This window comes from Rhizobium aethiopicum (genome assembly GCF_014197535.1).
Taxonomy (GTDB): domain Bacteria; phylum Pseudomonadota; class Alphaproteobacteria; order Rhizobiales; family Rhizobiaceae; genus Rhizobium; species Rhizobium aethiopicum_A.
Genome location: NZ_JACIFV010000016.1, coordinates 50,713 through 67,935, shown reverse-complemented (window position 1 = coordinate 67,935; position 17,223 = coordinate 50,713). Strand labels below are relative to the sequence as shown.

Genomic DNA, 17,223 nt, shown 5'->3' with positions numbered 1-17,223 from the left:
CCCGCCGGCTTGTCGTGATTCGCTCGTGCCATTTGGAGCCCAGAGCCCCTGCATTGCAAGCCCGCTCATTTTGCCGAGGTCGACCACCAAGCATCGGGGAAACCAAGGCTGTAGGCCGGAAATTCGGCAGGATGCGTGACTGTGTTCCAATAGGCAATATTAACGGTGTCGCGGTAGAATAGCGGGATGACGTAGTGATTTGCCAGCAATACCCGGTCCATTGCCTTGATCGCAGCGACCTGTTCATCGCGGTTCGGCGCGAAGATAATCATGCGGATGAGCTCATCGACGGCTGGGTTGGCAATGCCGGCGTAGTTGCGAGAACCCTGCTGGTTGACAGAGCCTGATCCCCAATAGTCGGCTTGCTCGTTGCCCGGATTCATTGTCTCCGCCCAGACATTCCAGATCATATCGAAGTCAAAGCTGCGTTCGCGGTTGACAGCTTGCGAAGCGTCGACAGTCCGAACTCGCGCATCTATGCCGATTTTCTTGAGATTGCTGGCATAAGGCACTGCCCAGCGCTCCAATATGGGGCTCGACAATAATATCTCGAAACTCATTGGCTGGTCGGTCTTGGTATTGACCATGCGATTGCCCTTCAGCTCCCAGCCGGCTTCTTTCAGAAGAGCAATCGCCTTTCGGAGGTTGTCGCGGCTCTTCTGCGGATCACCGCCAACGGGATTGGTGTAGGGTGTCGTGAAAACCTCCGGCGGAACCTTGTCCTTCATGCTCTGCAGTATTTCCAGTTCACGACCCTGGGGCAGGCCGGAGGAGGCGAGCTCGGTGTTCCAGAAATAACTGTCGATGCGCTTGTAGCTGTTGAAGGCAACCGTGCGGTTCAGCTCCTCGAAATCGAAACCGTAATTCAGTGCCTCGCGGACGCGCTCGTCCTTAAAGAGGTCACGCCGCATATTGGGTACCAGAGCCTGCAGAATGCCGGTGGAGCGCAGCGGATTCGCAACCTCTTCCTTCTTGAGGCGACCTTCCTTGACGGCGGGGAAATCATATCCCGTCGCCCAGCGGGCAGCCGTCGTCTCCTGCAAAAAGTCGCTGTTGCCGGCGCGAAAGGCTTCGAATTCGACGTCCCGATCACCGAAATAGGTGTAGATGACGTTGCGGAAATTGTTCTGGCCGACATTCACATTGAGATCCTTGCCCCAATAGTCGTCACGCAGTTCATAACGAATCGTCGCTCCGGGCGAGAAGGACGCGATCTTGTAGGGCCCTGAACCCATCACTGGTTCGAGCGTCGTCTTTGAGATGTCGCGCGGCTTGCCATCCGGTCCCTGCCCCTCCCACCAATGTTTCGGCACGACGACCAACTGGCCGAGAATATTCGGAAGCTCGCGGTTGTTCTTCTCGTCGAAAGTGAAGGTGACGTCGCGATCGCCGGTCTTTTCGGCCTTTACCACGTGGCGATAGTAGTTCGCGGTGGCGGGATTGAGCTCCTTGGTCTTATCAAGGCTGAAGATGACATCCTCGGGCGTTACCGGCTGCCCGTCCGCCCATTTCGCCTCCTGGCGCAGCCGGAAGGTCGCACTCGAGACGTCGGCAGGGAAGGACAGCCCTTCGGCGAGCAGGCCATAGGACACAAGCAGCTCGTCATCGGCGGGCTTCATTAACGTATCGTATACGAGCGTCAGACCTACCGCCGTCTGACCTTTGGCAAGCAGCGGATTAAAGGTGTCGAAGGCACCGCTCGCGGAAAGGCGCAGATCTCCGCCCTTTGGGGCATTTGGATTGACGTAGTCGAAATGAGCAAAGCCCGGCTTGTATTTCATTTCGCTGATTACCGAGCTTCCGATCTGAAACGGCTGCTCTTCACCCATTGCCGTCAAAGGCGTCAAAACACCCGTAAGCGATAGAAACAGAGCGATTTTCGACCACAAAGTCGCCATTCACGCATTCCCCTGAATATTGATGGATTCGACAATACGAGAAATAGGGGCGAAAAACAGGAGAGAGTTTGGTTTTTGACCGGCTCGCGAAATTTTGAGCCGCCAGCCCCGTTAGGAACGCCAATGCTTGGGCGCTGCGGCGATCCGTCCCCGTCTCCTGCTGCGTTCGACCGCCAAATCATCGATTCACCAAAATCGCTTTTCACGATAGATTCGAGTGCAAATCACTTCGGCATCGACGTAAGGGAACAGCATGGCTTTCGGCTTCGCTCAGGCTTTCAGAACATTCGGCAGACTGGCGCTTGCCGGCGCGATTGGGGCCGGCCTTGCCGCCGGCGATGTCGTCGCCGAGCAGAAAACGCCAAGCCCGGGCAGCGCCAAGGCGCTGTTCGCAAGCGTCAGCCTGCCAACGCAGGGGCCGGCGCAGCCGATCGGCTTTTATGCAAAGGGCTGCATGACCGGCGCGGTGGCGCTGCCGACCGACGGGCCGACCTGGCAGGCGATGCGGCTTTCACGCAACCGCCGCTGGGGCAACCCGGCGATGATTGCGCTTCTGGAACGGTTTTCGCAGGATGCGGTCAAATATGCCGGCTGGCCGGGCATCCTCGTCGGTGATGTCGCGCAACCGCGCGGCGGGCCGATGCTCAACGGCCATTCCTCGCACCAGATCGGCCTCGATGCCGATATCTGGTTCACCCCGATGCCGGCGCACCGCATGACGGCTGAGGAGCGCGAGGACCTGCCCTTCACCAGCATGCTGCAGAAGGACAAGTTCCTCACCGTCAACCCGAAGGTATGGACGGAATCGCGGGCGCGGCTTTTGATGTTGGCGGCGAGCTATCCCGAAGTGGAGCGCATCTTCGTCAATCCGGCGATCAAGAAGAAGATGTGCGACACCTGGACCGGCGACCGCACCAACCTTGGTAAGCTGCGGCCGATATACGGCCATGACTCGCATTTCCACATCCGCATCAAATGCCCGCCCGGTGCTGCCGGATGTACGCCGCAAGCTCCCGTCGCCTCAGGAGACGGCTGCGACAAGTCGCTCGCCTATTGGTTCACCCCGGCACCTTGGGCGCCGCCGAAACCGCCCAAACCCGGCGCCAAGCCGCCAAAGCCGCCGCGTGAGATGATGGTCTCCGACCTGCCGAAGGCCTGCTCTGCCGTGCTCGATGCCGCTTCCGTCGCTTCGATGCAGGCCGCCACCTATGGCGGGCCTTCCGCCGTAAGCGCGTTGGCCGCCGCTCCGGCAGCCGCGCCGGCGGATGACGACGAGGGGTTACCGGATGTCGGCCCGGTCCCGAACGACAAGCCGGCGATCCAATGAAGGGGCGGACGCATTGTCTTTCAAATCGCAAATACTTGGTATAAAGCGATCAAATCGATTGAATTGTTGGGGCGGAGATTCACTTCATGGCCGGCAGCAAGTGCCTTGCGCTGATCGCGCATGACCAGAAGAAAGACGACATGGCGGCGTTCGCCCGCGCCAATCAGGACCTTCTCTCGCGCTGGAAGATCGTCGCGACAGGTACCACCGGCGGTCGCGTGCTCGATGCCGCTCCCGATCTCGACGTTACCAGGCTGAAAAGCGGGCCGCTCGGCGGCGACCAGCAGATCGGCGCGCTGATCTCAACCGGCGAAGTCGACGCGCTGATTTTCTTCGTCGACCCGCTGACGCCGATGCCGCATGATGTCGACGTGAAGGCGCTGATGCGGCTTGCGATCGTCTACGACATTCCGATGGCGCTCAACCACGCGACCGCCATAAAGCTCCTTCCTACACTCGAAGCCTGATCAGCACGGAACCGGCCATGCCCAAACCCAGCCACAGCACCGCTCCGCTTCCTTTCCCGATCCTCATCGGCGATATTGGCGGCACCAATGCCCGCTTCTCCATCCTGACCGATGCCTATGCCGAACCGAAGCAGTTTCCGAACGTGCGCACGGCGGATTTCGCCACGATCGACGAAGCGATCCAAAAGGGCGTGCTCGACAAAACAGCGGTGCAGCCGCGTTCGGCGATCCTCGCCGTCGCCGGCCCGATCAACGACGACGAGATCCCTCTGACCAATTGCGACTGGGTGGTGCGGCCAAAGACGATGATCGAGGGCCTCCGCATCGAAGACGTGCTCGTCGTCAACGATTTCGAGGCGCAGGCGCTGGCGATCGCCGCCCTGTCGGATGAAAACCGCGAACGCATCGGCAGCGCCACCGGCGACATGATCGCCTCGCGCGTCGTGCTCGGACCTGGCACCGGTCTCGGCGTCGGCGGGCTTGTGCATGCCCAGCATACTTGGATCCCGGTTCCCGGCGAAGGCGGCCATATCGATCTCGGGCCGCGCAGCAAGCGCGATTATGAAATCTTTCCGCATATCGAGACGATTGAAGGCCGTGTTTCGGCCGAACAGATCCTCTGTGGACGCGGCCTCGTCAATCTCTACAACGCCATCTGCGTGGTCGACGGCATCCAGCCGACGATGAAGGATCCGGCCGATATCACCTCACATGCGCTTGATGGCAGTGACAAGACCGCCGTCGAGACCGTTTCGCTGTTTGCCACCTATCTCGGCCGCGTGGCGGGCGACATGGCGATGGTGTTCATGGCGCGCGGCGGTGTCTATCTCTCCGGTGGCATCTCGCAAAAGATCCTGCCGGCGCTGAAGAGACCAGAATTCCGGCAAGCCTTCGAGGACAAGGCGCCGCATAGTGCGCTGCTTCGCACCATCCCGACCTATGTGGTGACCCATCCGCTGGCGGCGCTCGCAGGGCTTTCCTCCTATGCGCGCATGCCTGCCAATTTCGGCGTATCGACGGAAGGCCGCCGCTGGCGGCGCTGAGCCCAGCGCGCGTCCCTCCGGGCCGCGCCGCGGTCTAGCCAAACCAGTCCCAACTCTTTATAGAGCCGGCCAAAGTGCGCGCCACGTTGACGACGCGCTCAGTCTCGGACAGGAAGCTTGATATTTGGAAGCCGTGGAAAGCAGAAAGCAGAGCGTCAGCAGCGATACAGTCACCGGCATCCTGAAGCGCATCATCGCTGAAAACGGCCGCGACCATCTCTGGGGTTATGTCTTCGCGATCGCCTGCCTCGTGGTCGTGGCGCTTTCGACGGCATTCACCGCCTGGATCATGCGGGCGATCATCGACGAGGCTTTCGCCAATCGCCGCGCCGACGTCGTCTGGATCATCTGTCTTTCGATCTTCATCGCCTTCGTGCTGCGCGGTTTTGCGAGCTACGGCCAGGCCGTGGCGCTTTCCAAGGTCGGCAACAATATCGTCGCCCGCTATCAGCGCCGCCTCTATGCGCATCTGATGACGCTTTCAGTCGGCTTTTTCAGCGAGGCGCGCTCGGCTCATATCGCCGCGCAAGTGAGCCAGAACGTCAGCGGCATCCGTGACGTGCTCAACCTGACGATCACCTCGACGGTGCGCGACCTCCTGACCTTCGTTTCGCTGATCGGCGTGATGGTCCTCCAGGACCCGCTGCTCAGCCTCGCCGTCTTCATCATGGCGCCGCCGCTGCTCTATGCACTGCGTTATGTTTCCAAACGTCTTCGCTCGGCAACCCGCGAGGCCGTGCATCTGAATAGCCACGTGCTGGGGGCCATGCAGGAGACGATCCAGGGTATTGCCATCGTCAAGGCCTTCACGATGGAAGATGAGCTGGAGAACAAGGTCAACAAGCTCATCACGGCCGCGGAAAACCGGGCGAATCGGATTGCCCGGCTTTCAGAACGCACCTCGCCGCTGACGGAGAGCTTCGCGGGCTTTGCCGTCGCCAGCGTGCTGGCCTATGCCGCCTATCGCTCGATCTATTACAATGTGGCCCCGGGCGCCTTCTTCTCCTTCGTGACGGCGCTGCTGCTTGCCTATGACCCGGCCCGGCGTCTCGCCCGCCTGCAGGTGCAAATGGAGCGCGCCGTCGTCAATGCGCGGATGATCTACGAATTGCTCGACATGGAGCCGCGCCAGCGCGATCTGGCGGATGCCCGGCCGCTGACGGTGACACAGGCGCGCATCGAATTCCGCAATGTTTCCTTCGCCTATGGCAATGAAAGCGTGCTCAGCGGCGTCAGCTTCGTCGCCGAGGGCGGGGCGACCACGGCGCTCGTCGGCCCCTCGGGCGCTGGCAAATCTACGGTCATCAGCCTCATTCCGCGTTTCTACGATCCACGTGAAGGCGAGATCCTGATCGACGGACAGGATATCGCCCACATCACCAAGAAGTCGCTGCGCCAGCAGCTCGCCTATGTCTCGCAGCAGCCCTACCTGTTCGAGGGCACGATCCGCGACAATATCCGCTACGGCCGGCCGGAAGCGACCGATGCCGAGGTGGAGGAGGCGGCCCGGCTCGCCTATGCGCATGACTTCATCTCGGCGCAGCCGCAGGGCTACGATACGCCGGTCGGTGAAAACGGCGTGACGCTTTCGGGCGGCCAGCGCCAGCGGCTTTCGATCGCGCGGGCTTTGGTGCGCAACGCGCCGATCCTGCTGCTCGATGAGGCGACCTCCGCGCTCGACACCGAATCCGAGGCCGCCGTGCAGAAGGCGCTTGACGAGGCGATGACCGGGCGCACCGTCGTCGTCATCGCCCATCGGCTTTCGACCGTCGTGCGCGCCGACAAGATCGTCGTCATGCAGCAGGGCCGGGTCGTCGAGGAAGGCAATCATGAGACGCTTGCGAAGGTCAGCGACGGTCTTTACGCTCGCCTCAACAACCTGCAGAGGCCCTCGGCCTCGGATTCATACTAACCTGGTGAGACTGACATGAGCGATGCTGCGATGAAACTGGTGGTGGTCGGCGCAGCTGGGCGCATGGGGCAGACGCTGATCCGGCTCATTCATTCCATCGAGGGCGTGGTGCTGCATGCCGCGGTCGAGCGCGCCGGCTCGCCCTTCGTCGGCAGGGATGCCGGCGAAATCGCCGGTCTCGGGCCGACCGGCGTCATCATCGGCGACGATCCGCTCCAGGCCTTCCTGCATGCCGAAGGCGTGGTCGACTTCACCGCGCCTGCCGCAACCGTGGAATTCTCCGGCCTCGCCGCTCAGGCCCGCATCGTTCATGTCGTCGGCACGACGGGCTGCTCGACCGAGGACAACGCGAAGATCGCCGCGGCGGCACGCCATGCCCGCGTCGTCAAGTCGGGCAATATGAGCCTCGGCGTCAACCTGCTCAGCGTGTTGGCCGCGCAGGCAGCGCGGGCGCTCGATCCCGCAGACTGGGATATCGAAATCCTGGAAATGCACCACAAACACAAGGTGGATGCCCCTTCCGGAACCGCCCTTCTCCTCGGTGAAGCCGCGGCCAAGGGCCGCAATATCGATCTTGCGTCGAAATCGGTGAGGGTGCGCGACGGTCACACTGGCGCCCGTGAGGCGGGCATGATCGGTTTTGCGACGCTGCGCGGCGGCTCGGTCATCGGCGAGCATTCCGTGCTTTTTGCCGGCGAAGGCGAAATCGTCACCTTGTCGCACAGTGCGGCCGACCGCTCGATCTTCGCGCGCGGCGCCATCAAGGCGGCGCTCTGGGCGCGGGACAAGAAGCCGGGTCTCTATTCCATGCTCGACGTGCTCGGGCTTTCTTCCCAATAAGGATACTACGGAGGCATATTCATGAGCGGTACCCTCGTCCTCGTTCGCCACGGCCAGAGCGACTGGAACCTGAAGAATCTCTTCACCGGCTGGAAGGACCCTGACCTGACGGAACTCGGCATTCAGGAAGCCAAAGCCGGCGGCGCCGCGCTTGCCGAATACGGGATCAAGTTCGACGTCGCCTATACCTCGGCGCTGGTGCGCGCGCAGCACACGCTGAAGCTCATCCTCGACAAGGTCGGCCAGCCCGATCTCGAAACGATCCGCGACCAGGCGCTGAACGAGCGCGACTACGGCGATCTCTCCGGCCTCAACAAGGATGATGCGCGCGCCAAATGGGGCGAGGAACAGGTGCATATCTGGCGCCGTTCCTATGACGTACCGCCGCCGGGCGGCGAGAGCCTGCGCGACACCGGCGCGCGTGTCTGGCCCTACTACCTCACGGAAATCCTGCCGCGGGTGCTGCGTGGCGAAAAGGTGCTGGTCGCCGCCCACGGCAATTCGCTGCGCTCGCTGGTCATGGTGCTCGACAAGCTGACCAAAGAAGGCGTGCTTGCCCTCAACCTCGCGACCGGCGTTCCGATGGTTTACAAGCTGAACGCGGATTCCACCGTGGCCTCCAAGGAAGTTCTGGGCGATATGTCCGGCGCACACTAATTCGGTGAGGCGTGCCGCCGGAAGCGGTCGGCACGCCTTGCCTCAATTATTGGCCTCAGTTCTCGATCGTGAACTGCACCCGGTCGGCTGCGAAACGGCTGATTGAATATTGCACCGGCACGCCGTCGAGATCGGTGTTCATTGCCTTGGCGATCAGCAGGATCGCACCGGGGGTGAGTTCCAGATCGGCCAGGTCGGCTGTAGCAGCATGGGCGGCCGTCACCTCGGTCGTCGCCCGGATATAGTCCGCCAGCCCGAGCTCGGCGAAAGCCTTGGTGATCGATTCATGCTTTCGGTAGGCCTCGCCGATCCCCGCGAAGCGTTCAGCGGGAAACCAGCTCGTGGCCTTTGAAACCGGCCGCCTGTCGGCATGGCGCAATGTTTCCAGCCGGATCACCTGCTCGCCCTGTTTCAGGCCCAACCAGCGGGCGATCTCGGCACTCGCCTCCTCCTGCGCCTCATCGAGCAGAAGACCGCGCGTCTCGCGCGCCTGATCGCCGATGCCGGCGGTGAAGCGCGTGCGCCGGGTAATCGGGAAGTTCAGCCGCTCCTTGCGCTCGATCAGCGTGCCGCGACCTTGTACCGCACGCACGATCCCCTCCTGCGCCAGCGCCGCCAGCGCGCTGCGCACCGTATGGCGGTTGACGCCGAATTGCAGCGCCAGCACCGTTTCCGGCGGCACCATTCCCGTTTCGTCATAGGCTCCGTTGCCGATCGCCTCGCGAATTCGATCGGCGATCTGACGCCAGAGTGCCACACCTGTCTGCCTCTGCACCTGCTTCAGTCCTGCCATTCTGCCGCTGCCTTGCCCCACGATGTCACACGCTTGTCACGACACCGATTTAAGGCTAGGTATAGCTTGTATAGTTGTCTATATCAATAGACATTTGAAGGAAAGCAGCGATGACATCAGCGGACAAGACAGACGCCGCGTCGCAGACGGTCTCGGAGCGCAAACGCGCCGCCGATCTGCTGGCGCGAGCGGAGCGGAGCGAACTCCAGGCAGCCTGGGATGCGTTGCCGCAAAAGCCCGTGGCTTGTCCGGTGCGCGGACCGGAGACGGGGCTGGTGATGGTGCGCGGTCGCATCGGCGGCGGCGGAGCTCCCTTCAATCTCGGCGAGGTGACGGTGACACGCGCGACGGTGCGGCTCGAGTCCGGCTCCATCGGTCATGCGCAGGCGCTCGGCACCGACCGGGAGAAGGCCCGTCTTGCGGCGGTCTTCGACGCGCTCTGGCAGGAGGAGACGACCAGGGACTTCGTCGAACAGGCACTGCTTTCGCCGATTGCCGCGCGCATCGCCGCCACTGAGCTCCGCAAGGCGGATGAGACAGCGGCAACCCGCGTCGATTTCTTCACCATGGTGCGGGGAGACAACTGATGGGTCTTGCGACAGAAGCTTTGACCGGCGGTTTTGCCGACCCTGTTTTCCATGCGCAGAGCGTCTTCAAGATGCTGATGGACGGCATGGCCCGTCCCGGCGCTATTCAGACTGTTGCGGCCGGTATCGCTCCGCCGGCGCCGCTCGGCATTGCCGCCGGCGCGATCGCGCTCACCCTTTGCGACCACGACACATCAGTCTGGCTTACCTCGGGACTGGCGAAATCCGCCACGCCGGAGTGGCTCGGCTTCCACACTGGCGCGCCCCTGACAGCCGAAAAGGCCGATGCGCGTTTTGCCTTCATTGAGGCGGGCACCGCGCTTTGCTCCTTCGGCTTGTTTGCGTCAGGAACGCAGGAATATCCCGACCGTTCGACGACTGTTGTCATCGAACTTCCCGAACTCGAAGGCGGACGCAGGCTGGCGCTGATGGGTCCGGGCATCCAGAGCGTCGTGGAGATTGCGCCGGCGGGGCTGCCGGAGACCTTCCTCAGGCTCTGGACCGAGAACCGTGCGCTCTTTCCGCGCGGCATCGACATCGTGCTGACCTCGGGCACGCGCTTCGTCTGCCTGCCGCGCACCACCAAGATCACAGCAACGGAGATCTGAGCTCATGTATGTTGCCGTCAAGGGTGGCGAGGCCGCCATCGCCAATGCCCATCGGCTGCTCGCCGACCGCCGCCGCGGCGACCGTTCACTGCCGGCGATCGGTATCGAGCAGATCGTCGAACAACTGGCGCTCGCCGTCGACCGCGTCATGGCCGAGGCCTCGCTTTTCGACCGCACACTTGCAGCGCTCGCCGTGCGCCAGTCGCGCGGCGACATGATCGAGGCGATCTTCCTGCTGCGCGCCTATCGCACGACGCTGCCGCGCTTCGGTTATTCCAGACCGCTCGACACGGCTGGCATGACGATCGAACGGCGCATTTCGGCGACCTACAAGGACCTGCCGGGCGGCCAGCTGCTCGGCCCCACCTTCGATTATACCCACCGGCTGCTCGATCCGTCGCTGCTTGAGGACGAAGCGGTCGAGGCGCCGGCCCAGCGTCCGGCCGAGACCGGCCGCGTCATGCGCGTCTCCGAAATCCTCGGCGAAGAGGGCCTGATCGAGGCCGACGGCGACATGCCCGAAGATCACGAGATCGGCGATCTGACCCGCGAGCCGTTGGAATTTCCGATGACCCGCGATCTGCGCCTGCAGGCGCTTGCCCGCGGCGATGAAGGCTTCCTGCTGGCGCTCGGTTATTCCACCCAGCGCGGCTATGGCCGCAACCATCCCTTCACCGGGGAGATCCGCATCGGCGAAGTCGAGGTGGAATTCGACGTGCCGGAGCTCGGTTTCGCCGTCTCTCTCGGCACGATCCAGATCACCGAATGCCAGATGGTCAACCAGTTCAAGGGCTCGGCCAAGGCGCCGCCGCAATTCACCCGCGGCTACGGCCTTGTCTTCGGCCAGAGCGAGCGCAAGGCGATGGCGATGGCGCTTGTTGATCGGGCGCTTCGCGCCGAAGAGCTCGGAGAGGACATCACCGCGCCGGCCCAGGACGAGGAATTCGTCATTTCCCATTCCGACAATGTCCAGGCGACCGGTTTCGTCGAGCACCTGAAGCTGCCGCATTATGTGGACTTCCAGGCCGAACTCGACCTCGTCCGCCGCATGCGCCGCGAATTCGAAGCCGCCCGCAGCAGCGGCGAAGACATGAAGGAAGCCGCCGAATGAGCGATCTCGCCAGCTACAACTTCGCCTATCTCGACGAACAGACCAAGCGGATGATCCGCCGCGCCATCCTGAAGGCGATCGCCATTCCTGGCTATCAGGTGCCCTTCGCCTCACGCGAGATGCCGATGCCCTACGGCTGGGGCACCGGCGGCGTGCAAGTGACGGCCTCGATCATCGGGCCTGATGACGTGCTGAAGGTCATCGACCAGGGCGCCGACGACACGACCAACGCTGTCTCGATCCGCGCCTTCTTCCAAAAGGTCGCCAATGTCGCGGTCACGACGCGCACCAGCGAGGCGACGATCATCCAGACGCGTCACCGCATCCCGGAAGAGAAGCTCGGGCCCGGCCAAGTGCTTGTCTACCAGGTGCCGATCCCCGAGCCGCTGCGCTTCCTCGAACCGCGCGAGACTGAGACGCGCAAGATGCATGCGCTCGAGGAATATGGCCTCATGCATGTGAAGCTCTACGAGGATATCGCCCGCAACGGCCGCATCGCCACGACCTATGCTTATCCGGTCAAGGTGCATGGCCGCTACGTCATGGACCCGTCGCCGACGCCGAAGTTCGATAATCCGAAGATGCACCGATCGGAAGCGCTGCAGCTTTTCGGGGCCGGCCGCGAAAAGCGTATCTACGCCGTGCCGCCCTATACAGATGTCGTCAGCCTGGACTTTGAAGACCATCCCTTCGAGATCCAGCGCTTCGACAGGCCCTGCGCGCTTTGTGGCGCAGAGGATGTCTATCTCGACGAGGTCATCCTCGACGACAAGGGCGGGCGCATGTTCGTCTGCTCCGACACCGACCATTGCGAAGACCGTCGGGCCCAGGGGCATGCCGGCGAAATGCTGGCCCGGGAGGCTGCAGAATGACCGATATACCGCTGCTCAAGGTCAACGACCTCTCGAAGTTCTACGGCAAGCGCATCGGCTGCCGGAACGTCTCCTTCGAGCTCTGGCCCGGCGAGGTGCTCGCCATCGTCGGCGAATCCGGTTCGGGCAAGACGACGCTGCTCAACTGCATCTCCACCCGGCTGATGCCGACGACCGGCAGCGTCGAATACCATATGCGCGACGGCGGCTACCGCGACCTCTATCATATGAACGAGGCCGAACGCCGGTTCCTGATGCGCACCGACTGGGGCTTCGTGCACCAGAACCCGGCCGACGGGCTGCGCATGACCGTGTCGGCCGGCGCCAATGTCGGCGAACGGCTGATGGCGATCGGCGACCGGCACTACGGCAAGATCCGCTCCACCGCCATCGACTGGCTCGAACGCGTCGAGATCGACGCCGATCGCATCGACGATCAGCCGCGCGCCTTTTCCGGCGGCATGCGCCAGCGCCTGCAGATCGCCCGCAACCTCGTCACCGGTCCGCGTCTGGTCTTCATGGACGAGCCGACCGGCGGCCTCGATGTTTCGGTGCAGGCGCGTCTGCTCGATCTGGTGCGCGGCCTCGTCAACGATCTTGGCCTCTCGGCGATCATCGTCACCCATGATCTTGCCGTCGCCCGCCTGCTGTCGCACCGCATGATGGTGATGAAGGACGGCACCGTCATTGAACAGGGCCTCACCGACCGCGTACTCGACGATCCCAGAGAGCCTTACACGCAGCTGCTCGTCTCCTCGATCCTGCAGGTCTGAGCTAGAAACCAGGAAAACCAAATCATGCCAACGCCCCTCGTCGTTTCCGAAGTCTCGAAGAGCTTCACCATGCACCTGCGCGACGGCATCAGGCTGCCCGTCGTCTCCGACGTCGCCTTCTCGGTGTCGTCAGGCGAATGCGTCGTGCTCGGCGGCCCCTCGGGCATCGGCAAGAGCTCGCTGCTCAAGATGATCTACGGCAATTATGCCGTCGACACCGGCCAGATCCTCATCCGCCACGACGGGCGGATCGTTGACCTCGCCGCCGCCGATCCGCGCACCGTGCTCAAAGTTCGCCGCGATACCCTCGGCTATGTCAGCCAATTCCTGCGCACCGTACCGCGCGTGGCGGCGATCGACGTGGTGGCTGAGCCGCTCGTGGCGCGCGGCGAAGAAATCGTCGTTGCACGCGAAAAGGCAGGCGCCCTGCTTGCCAGGCTCAACCTGCCGGAGGCGCTTTGGCAGCTTCCGCCCGCCACCTTCTCCGGCGGCGAGCAGCAGCGCGTCAACATCGCCCGCGGCTTCATCACCGAGCATACGATCCTGCTTCTCGATGAACCCACAGCCTCGCTCGATGCGAAAAACCGCGCCGTCGTCGTCGGCATGATCGCGGAGAAGAAGAAGGCGGGCGTCGCCCTTCTCGGCATCTTCCACAACGAGGAAGTGCGCGAGGCCGTCGCCGACCGCATCCTCGACGTCCAGCAGTTCTCTCCTCGGAAGATCGCCGCATGAGCCGCCAGTTGGGCATCGAGCCCTATATCCACGAAACGGCCGATGTCAGCGACTCCACTTTCGGGCGCTATACGGAGGTCTCCGAACGCTGCCGCATCAGCGAAGCCACTTTCGGCGACTATTCCTACATCATGCAGGATGGCGCCGTCTGGTGCGCGACGATCGGCAAGTTCGTCAATATCGCCGCCGCCGTGCGCATCAATGCGACCAACCATCCGACCTGGCGCGCGACCCTGCATCATTTCACCTATCGTGCCGCCGATTACTGGCCGGACGCCGACATGGAGACGGATTTCTTCGCCTGGCGGCGCGCAAACCGGGTGACGATCGGCCACGACGTCTGGGTCGGCCATGGCGCGACCATCCTGCCCGGCGTCAACGTCGGCAACGGCGCCGTCATCGGGGCCGGCGCGGTCGTATCGAAGGACGTTGCGCCATACACGATCGTCGGCGGTGTGCCGGCCAAGCTGATCCGCGAACGTTTCCCGAAAGAGATCGGCGAACGCATGGACAGGCTTTCCTGGTGGGATTGGCGACACGACCGGTTGCGCCTGGCTTTGCAGGATTTCCGCAACCTAAGCGCGGAAGATTTTCTGGCCCGCTACGAGAGCTAGATGCCGCCTCCGCGGGGCGGAGTTTTGTGACAGTTCTTACACAAATATGACATTGGAGGTTCATGAAGCGGGACTAATGCGATGCTGATCAAGGCGTGGAGTGCAAGGGAAGAGCATGATGTTCGAGCTGAAGGATGTCACACGTCGTTTCGGAAAAAAACTCGCCGTCGATGCCGTGACGCTCACCATTCCCCAGGGTCAGATGGTCGGCATCATCGGCCGCTCCGGCGCCGGCAAGTCGACGCTGCTGCGTATGATCAACCGTCTGCAGGAGCCGAGCGCCGGCTCCATTCATTTCGCCGGCGTCGAGGTCTCCGGGCTTCGCGGCCGGGCATTGCGCAACTGGCAGCGCGACTGTGCGATGATCTTCCAGCAGTTCAACCTGGTGCCGCGCCTCGATGTTCTCACAAATGTCATGCTCGGCCGCCTCAATCACCGCTCGACGCTTCTGAGCCTCCTCAACATCTTCACCCGCGAGGAACGCGTGCATGCGATCGCCGCGCTTGAGCGCCTCGGCATCGAGCAGACGGCGCTGCAGCCGGCCGGCACGCTTTCCGGCGGCCAGCAGCAGCGCGTGGCGATCGCCCGCGCACTGATGCAGAACCCGAAGATGGTCCTCGCCGACGAGCCGATCGCCTCGCTCGACCCGCTGAACGCCAAGATCGTCATGGATGCGCTGCGCGACATCAACGAGCGTGAGGGCATCACCGTCATCACCAACCTGCATACGCTCGACACCGCCCGCAACTATTGTGAGCGCATCGTCGGCATGGCCGGCGGCCGCGTCGTCTTCGACGGCAAACCTTCGGAGCTGACCGCCGAAGCGGTGAAGGAAATCTACGGGACGGACAAGGATGGCGCCGGCATCGACGAAACCATGACGTCGACGTCCATCAATATCGCTTCCGAGAGGGCAGACAATCAATCCGCCGGCGCCCAACCGCTGGCATTGGCCGGCCTCTGAGCGGGACGGCCGCGATCGAACGCCCGCGTCAAGGGCACATTTCTTCGTAACGGGAAGACCGGGGACACCGGTCGATAGGAGAGAACGCATGTTGAAGAAAGCACTCTTTGCGGCAACGGCGCTGTTCGCGCTCGCCGGCGCCGCCAATGCCGCAGAGCTCAAGGAATTCCGCATCGGCATCCTGGGCGGCGAAAACGAAACCGACCGCCTGCGCAACTATGCCTGCCTCGCCGACCATCTGAGGCAGGAATTCGGCTTCGAGAAGGTCTCGCTCTTCCCGGCCGCCGATTATGACGGCGTTATCCAGGGTCTGCTCGGCGGCACGCTCGACTTCGCCGAACTCGGCGCTTCCGGCTACGCCTCCGTCTACCTCAAGGACCCGAAGGCCGTCACGCCGATCCTGACGACGCAGCAGAAGGACGGTTCGACGGGTTATCACTCGATCGGCCTAGCGCTGAAGTCCTCCGGCATCAAGACCATCAAGGACGCCAAGGGCAAGAAGCTCGGCTACGCCGATCCGGACTCCACCTCCGGTTACCTCGTTCCGCTGACGCAGATCCCGAAGGACACGGGCATGCCGAACGACAAGTTCTTCGCTTCGACCCAGTTCAACGGCGGCCACGAGAACAACCTGCTTGCCGCCTACGACGGCAAGGTCGACGTTGCCGTCGACGACTCCTCGGGCATCGGTGATTTCAAGGACGGCTACACCTCCGGCACCTTCCGCAAGGAAGTCGACAAGGGCGCGGTTGATCCGAACAAGCTGGTCGAAGTCTGGCGTTCGCCGCTGATCCCGAACGGCCCGCTCGTGGTGCGCAACGCGCTGGGCGAAGAGTGGCAGACGAAGCTCGCAGCCTTCTTCACGGCCCTGCCGGAAAAGGATCACAAGTGCTTCTCGGCTGTCGAAGGTGGCGACTACAAGGGCTATGCCCCCGTCAAGCACGACTTCTACAATGCTGTCGTCGAAGTCCGCAAGGCGGCCATCGGCGGCTGATCGCCTTTTCAATGCGGGGCGGCCGGTAACGGCCGCCCCTTGTTTGTAACCGGGCGGAGCGTCCATGACCATTGCCGACACACAGCCGCACATGCAGAGCACGCAGGAGATCGGCACCGCCTGGGATCGGATGATCGCCAGGCGCCGCTTCTACACCATTCTCGGCCTGGTTATCCTCATCGCGGCTTTCTTGAGCTCCGTCCGCTTTGCCGATGAGAGCAATGCCGGCCATTTCTTCGAACGCCTGCCGCACCTCTTCGACTTCCTGAGCTGGCTCATTCCCAAGGATTGGAACGACGTCTGGCACGCGCTTTTCGACATAGCGAGCGTCAACGACAAGGGCGGCGAGGAATTCAATTTCGACAAGGGCCGCGTCTACGTCTGGGGCGCCTTCTACATTCCGGAATATTTCGAGCTGATGATCGTGACGATCAACGTGGCGCTGATCTCGACGATTATCGCCTTCGTCTTTGCCGTGCCCTTGAGCTTCTTTGCGGCGCGCAACCTGACGAGTTCGTGGCCGCTGCGCGTCTTCACCAAGCGGCTGATGGAATTCCTGCGCGCCTTCCCGGAAATCGTGATCGCCGGCCTGTTTTCGGCGATCCTGTCGATCGGGCCGGTCGCCGCCATCATCGCCATCACCCTGCACACGATCGGCGCGCTCGGCAAACTCTTCTATGAAGTGGCCGAAAACATCGACATGAAACCGCACGAGGGGATGAAGGCAGTGGGAGCCAACTGGTGGGAGCGCGTGCGCTTCGCCGCCCTGCCGCAGGTGCTGCCGAATTTCACCTCCTATGCCCTGCTGCGCCTGGAGATCAACGTGCGCGCCTCGACCATCATCGGCGCCGTCGGCGGCGGCGGTATCGGCGAGGAGCTGAAACTTTCGATCTCGCGCGGCTTCGGCGCCAAGACGATGGCGCTCGTTCTCTTACTTTTCGTCACGATCGTCGCCGTCGACCAGTTCTCCGCATGGCTGCGCCGCCGTCTTGTCGGCGAGCACGCCTTCCTTCTGCAACATTGAGGCCGCC

Annotated in this window: 18 protein-coding genes; 16 read left to right on the top strand and 2 right to left on the bottom strand. The window is 62.8% G+C overall.

The window, feature by feature from the left end:
- Window positions 1–65: 65 nt before the first annotated feature.
- Window positions 66–1,898, bottom strand: coding sequence for an extracellular solute-binding protein (locus GGD53_RS20355; protein ID WP_184458679.1), 1,833 nt, complete (start codon window positions 1,896–1,898; stop codon window positions 66–68).
- Window positions 1,899–2,151: 253 nt separating this feature from the next.
- Here GGD53_RS20355 and mepA point away from each other — a divergent pair, with 253 nt between their 5' ends.
- The 6 genes from mepA (at window position 2,152) to GGD53_RS20325 (ending at window position 8,144) form a co-directional block, all read left to right on the top strand.
- Window positions 2,152–3,225, top strand: coding sequence for a penicillin-insensitive murein endopeptidase (gene mepA, locus GGD53_RS20350; protein WP_184458678.1), 1,074 nt, complete (start codon window positions 2,152–2,154; stop codon window positions 3,223–3,225).
- Between the two features lie 86 nt (window positions 3,226–3,311).
- Window positions 3,312–3,692 carry a methylglyoxal synthase gene (locus GGD53_RS20345; protein WP_064707596.1) on the top strand — a complete coding sequence of 127 codons (381 nt, stop codon included), beginning with the start codon at window positions 3,312–3,314 and terminating at the stop codon, window positions 3,690–3,692.
- A gap of 17 nt (window positions 3,693–3,709) precedes the next feature.
- Window positions 3,710–4,735 (top strand): glucokinase, encoded by a 1,026-nt coding sequence (locus GGD53_RS20340; protein WP_184458677.1) that lies wholly within the window; start codon window positions 3,710–3,712, stop codon window positions 4,733–4,735.
- Between the two features lie 124 nt (window positions 4,736–4,859).
- Window positions 4,860–6,647 (top strand): ABC transporter ATP-binding protein, encoded by a 1,788-nt coding sequence (locus tag GGD53_RS20335; protein WP_184458676.1) that lies wholly within the window; start codon window positions 4,860–4,862, stop codon window positions 6,645–6,647.
- A gap of 15 nt (window positions 6,648–6,662) precedes the next feature.
- On the top strand, window positions 6,663–7,487 hold the full coding sequence (dapB, locus tag GGD53_RS20330) for a 4-hydroxy-tetrahydrodipicolinate reductase (protein ID WP_184458675.1): 825 nt from the start codon (window positions 6,663–6,665) through the stop codon (window positions 7,485–7,487).
- A gap of 21 nt (window positions 7,488–7,508) precedes the next feature.
- Window positions 7,509–8,144, top strand: a complete 636-nt coding sequence (locus GGD53_RS20325) for a 2,3-bisphosphoglycerate-dependent phosphoglycerate mutase (RefSeq protein ID WP_183705438.1) — start codon at window positions 7,509–7,511, stop codon at window positions 8,142–8,144.
- A 55-nt stretch (window positions 8,145–8,199) separates the two neighbouring features.
- Here the strand turns inward: GGD53_RS20325 and phnF are convergent, their stop codons facing one another.
- On the bottom strand, window positions 8,200–8,937 hold the full coding sequence (gene phnF / locus GGD53_RS20320) for a phosphonate metabolism transcriptional regulator PhnF (protein WP_184458674.1): 738 nt from the start codon (window positions 8,935–8,937) through the stop codon (window positions 8,200–8,202).
- Window positions 8,938–9,047: 110 nt separating this feature from the next.
- Here phnF and phnG point away from each other — a divergent pair, with 110 nt between their 5' ends.
- The 10 genes from phnG to phnE all read left to right on the top strand — a co-directional run bounded on the left by phnG (window position 9,048) and on the right by phnE (window position 17,216).
- Entirely contained in the window at window positions 9,048–9,524 is a 477-nt protein-coding gene (phnG, locus tag GGD53_RS20315; protein ID WP_184458673.1) for a phosphonate C-P lyase system protein PhnG, read from the top strand.
- Window positions 9,524–10,132, top strand: coding sequence for a phosphonate C-P lyase system protein PhnH (gene phnH / locus GGD53_RS20310; RefSeq protein ID WP_184458672.1), 609 nt, complete (start codon window positions 9,524–9,526; stop codon window positions 10,130–10,132). Before phnG ends, phnH begins: the two co-directional genes overlap by 1 nt.
- Before the next feature lie 4 nt (window positions 10,133–10,136).
- Window positions 10,137–11,243 carry a carbon-phosphorus lyase complex subunit PhnI gene (locus GGD53_RS20305; protein WP_184458671.1) on the top strand — a complete coding sequence of 369 codons (1,107 nt, stop codon included), beginning with the start codon at window positions 10,137–10,139 and terminating at the stop codon, window positions 11,241–11,243.
- The gene (locus GGD53_RS20300) at window positions 11,240–12,115 is read left to right on the top strand and encodes an alpha-D-ribose 1-methylphosphonate 5-phosphate C-P-lyase PhnJ (RefSeq protein WP_184458670.1); all 876 of its coding nucleotides are present in this window, start codon (window positions 11,240–11,242) and stop codon (window positions 12,113–12,115) included. Before GGD53_RS20305 ends, GGD53_RS20300 begins: the two co-directional genes overlap by 4 nt.
- The gene (gene phnK / locus GGD53_RS20295; protein ID WP_184458669.1) at window positions 12,112–12,888 is read left to right on the top strand and encodes a phosphonate C-P lyase system protein PhnK; all 777 of its coding nucleotides are present in this window, start codon (window positions 12,112–12,114) and stop codon (window positions 12,886–12,888) included. Before GGD53_RS20300 ends, phnK begins: the two co-directional genes overlap by 4 nt.
- A gap of 24 nt (window positions 12,889–12,912) precedes the next feature.
- Window positions 12,913–13,620, top strand: coding sequence for a phosphonate C-P lyase system protein PhnL (phnL, locus tag GGD53_RS20290; RefSeq protein ID WP_184458668.1), 708 nt, complete (start codon window positions 12,913–12,915; stop codon window positions 13,618–13,620).
- Window positions 13,617–14,234: a DapH/DapD/GlmU-related protein gene (locus GGD53_RS20285; protein ID WP_184458667.1), complete on the top strand. Its 618-nt coding sequence runs from the start codon at window positions 13,617–13,619 to the stop codon at window positions 14,232–14,234. The genes phnL and GGD53_RS20285 overlap by 4 nt, the downstream gene beginning before the upstream one ends.
- Window positions 14,235–14,352: 118 nt before the next feature.
- Window positions 14,353–15,198: a phosphonate ABC transporter ATP-binding protein gene (gene phnC, locus GGD53_RS20280; protein WP_184458752.1), complete on the top strand. Its 846-nt coding sequence runs from the start codon at window positions 14,353–14,355 to the stop codon at window positions 15,196–15,198.
- A gap of 88 nt (window positions 15,199–15,286) precedes the next feature.
- Window positions 15,287–16,192 (top strand): phosphonate ABC transporter substrate-binding protein, encoded by a 906-nt coding sequence (gene phnD, locus GGD53_RS20275; protein ID WP_184458666.1) that lies wholly within the window; start codon window positions 15,287–15,289, stop codon window positions 16,190–16,192.
- 64 nt (window positions 16,193–16,256) lie between these two features.
- Window positions 16,257–17,216, top strand: coding sequence for a phosphonate ABC transporter, permease protein PhnE (gene phnE / locus GGD53_RS20270; protein WP_184458665.1), 960 nt, complete (start codon window positions 16,257–16,259; stop codon window positions 17,214–17,216).
- The last annotated feature ends 7 nt before the right edge of the window (window positions 17,217–17,223 follow it).